This is a genomic window from Desulfocucumis palustris (assembly GCF_002933875.1).
Lineage (GTDB): Bacteria > Bacillota > Desulfotomaculia > Desulfotomaculales > Desulfocucumaceae > Desulfocucumis > Desulfocucumis palustris.
Genome location: NZ_BFAV01000177.1, coordinates 1 through 2,725, shown reverse-complemented (window position 1 = coordinate 2,725; position 2,725 = coordinate 1). Strand labels below are relative to the sequence as shown.

Below are 2,725 nucleotides of genomic sequence, written 5' to 3'. Positions count from 1 at the left end.
CCGCGCCTTGCATCTGGAGCTTTTTGAACGGCCTCGGGCGGTAGTTTAGCAACATGTTTATTGTTTTTTCAATGTGTTTTTCAACACTCTCCTAGCTATTGGAACGTTGTCTTAGCCTGTTCATATCCTTCAATGGAGGCCACTTGAATATCCGGGCCATTTTTGAGTAAATCCATTTTGATTCCTTGGTAAACAACGGGCCTATAATTGCCAGTATCAGAACATAAAGAGCCGCAAAGGGCTGCAGTATCGGCAACAGGCCTCCGGCTTTAGCCAGGTTGGCCATGATAATTGAAAATTCTCCACGGGATATGATGGTCAGTCCCACATTGGTGGATGCCCTGTGGGAGTATCCTGACTTACGGCCTGCCACCAACCCGGAAATGAAATTGCCGGCTATTGTTATTGCGACGGCCCCAAGAGCGGGCCAGAAGGCCCCGCTGAGAGCCAGGGGGTCAATACTCAGTCCAAAACTGAAGAAAAACAATGCTCCAAAAAAGTCCCGGAAAGGCACCACCAGGTGCTCGATGCGTTCGAAATGTTCGGTTTCAGCCAGCACAAGGCCCACCAGCAAAGCCCCGATTGCCTCAGCCACGTGGATGGTTTCAGAGAATCCCGCCACCATAAACAGCATGGCAAATAATACCATCATAAACACTTCATCGGAGGGGATATCCAGCAGCCGGTTTATTTGATTGAGCAATCTGCGTCCCAAAAATATAAATCCAACAATAAACCCCAGTGACAATAAGGCGGATTGTATGACATTGATTGTGGAAGCTGTCCCGGTTAAGACCAGACCGGAAACTACGGAAAGGTAGATGGCCACGAAAACATCCTGGAACATCATCAGGCCCAGAATAAGCTCGGTTTCGGGTCTGACCGACCTTTTTAAATCGGAAATAAGTTTGGCCACTATGGCGCTGGATGAAATTGTGGTGATACCGGCTGCCACCAGAACTTCAGTCAATGGCCATCCCAGCGCCAGCGGAAAAACGACTCCCGCTGTAAAGTTGATAGCCATGTATATGATTCCGCCGAAGAATATGGAGCGGCCTGCTTTTATCAGCCGGCCCACGGAAAACTCCAGTCCCAGGTAAAAGAGTAAAAAGAGTACACCTAAACGCCCCATGAAATTAATTAGCGGGGTACTTTCGATAAAACGGAAGTCAAACATTCCAATATGAGGCGCCTGGGGTCCCATAGCCATTCCGGCTATAATCAATATCGGCACAATGGAAAAACGCAAACGGGAGGCCAGCAATCCAGCCGCTGCAATAACTCCGAGGGCAAGCCCGACTTCAAAAAGGAGATATTCACCCGTCAACATTATATACTCCCATTTTGAATAAGCTTTTTACAAGCCTTAACTTGCTCTCTTTCGCCAAGGACAACCAGGGTCGCTCCTTCTTTGATTTCCTGCTCGGGCCCCGGATTTATTATTTTAGCCTGGTTGCGTTTGACTATTGCTATTATGGCTGCGCCTGTTTTCTTGCGTATATGCAGTTCGCCGATGGTTTTGCCAATTGCTTTTAAGCCGGGCTCTATTTTGTACCATTCAATAACCATATCATCAAAGGCGACATCAACCGATTCCATAGCCTTGGGCATATACACCATTCCGCCCAAAATAGCTCCCACCCGGCGTGCTTCGGAATCATCAAGGGTCACCATTGAAATACTTTCTTCAGGGTCATCGTTGAAAAAATGGTGCATCTCCCGCCTCCCGTCATCATGCACGACTATCACCAATTTGTCCCCGCTGCGGGTATTAATTTGAAATTTTCTGCCTATTCCCGGAAGATCGGACTCGCGAATCAAGGGCATGTTGGCGCCACCTCTCATAAAAAAAATACAACGGCTTGTCTTAATTTAAAAATGTCTCCATTAATCTACTGGAGCCTTTATTTTTTTCGTTAGCCTTTCCATTCTATCATATTAATTACATTTCGAAAATTGTTGCGGGCTAAAAGAATGATTAAATGAATTTCAGGTGGTTTGGAGCAGCCCGTAATATTTAGAATACCCGGGGAACAAGGGCTTCAATGTGTTTTATACCAGGATACTCAGACTGCCGATAGAAAATTAATTTTCCATATTCCATTTTATGGCTCATAAAAATATTTAATAGGTAATATATAAAAACTAAATTTTTTCTATTAGACTTATGCATAACCTTTTTATACAATCATATGGGTAAATAGGGAAAAGGGGGAGATGATAGAGAATTAAAAGAAGTAAAACTATAATACTATTGTCTCACTGTATTCTTAATTCAAATTCAAAGGTTGAGGGCTTAAGTAATTCTCCGGGAATAATTTCAGAAGTAATGAACTTGCTGATGGAGAAGCAGATTGGTATTATACAACTGCCCTGTCCCGAGATGGTGGTTTATGGTATTAAAAGGTGGGGGCACGTAAGGGAACAATTTGATACGCTTTTTTTTAGGGAAAAATGCCAGGACATTATAAAACCAATAACATATCAATTATTGGATTACGTAAAGAATGGATACAAAGTCATCGGTATAATTGGTGTTGACGGAAGTCCCAGCTGTGGAGTAAATTTGACATGTTCAGGTGATTGGGGTGGAGAGTTTTTAGGTAATATTGATGTTTTAAATAAAGTTACTCAACTTTCGCAGGTCGAAAGTTGAAGCCGGCCCTTTAAAAATGCGGGCAGACAGGAAATAAAATCGTTGACGAGTCCTTGTAAAGCACAGTCT

At 43.7% G+C, this 2,725-nt stretch carries 3 protein-coding genes; 1 reads left to right on the top strand and 2 read right to left on the bottom strand.

The genetic code is table 11. The annotated features are described in order from the left end of the window. Nucleotides 1-91 precede the first annotated feature (91 nt). Both DCCM_RS17415 and DCCM_RS17410 read right to left on the bottom strand, forming a co-directional pair. Entirely contained in the window at nucleotides 92-1,330 is a 1,239-nt protein-coding gene (locus tag DCCM_RS17415; RefSeq protein WP_104373665.1) for a cation:proton antiporter, read from the bottom strand. Further along, nucleotides 1,330-1,827: a cation:proton antiporter regulatory subunit gene (locus DCCM_RS17410; RefSeq protein WP_104373664.1), complete on the bottom strand. Its 498-nt coding sequence runs from the start codon at nucleotides 1,825-1,827 to the stop codon at nucleotides 1,330-1,332. The genes DCCM_RS17415 and DCCM_RS17410 overlap by 1 nt, the downstream gene beginning before the upstream one ends. Nucleotides 1,828-2,254: 427 nt before the next feature. Here DCCM_RS17410 and DCCM_RS17405 point away from each other — a divergent pair, with 427 nt between their 5' ends. Beyond that, the gene (locus tag DCCM_RS17405; protein WP_373855525.1) at nucleotides 2,255-2,656 is read left to right on the top strand and encodes a CD3072 family TudS-related putative desulfidase; all 402 of its coding nucleotides are present in this window, start codon (nucleotides 2,255-2,257) and stop codon (nucleotides 2,654-2,656) included. Nucleotides 2,657-2,725 lie beyond the last annotated feature (69 nt).

What these genes read in the sequence shown, in the direction of transcription:
- DCCM_RS17415 (WP_104373665.1), bottom strand. Translation starts at nt 1,330, where the DNA reads ATGTTGACGGGTGAATATCTCCTTTTTGAAGTCGGGCTTGCCCTCGGA.
- DCCM_RS17410 (WP_104373664.1), bottom strand. Translation starts at nt 1,827, where the DNA reads ATGCCCTTGATTCGCGAGTCCGATCTTCCGGGAATAGGCAGAAAATTT.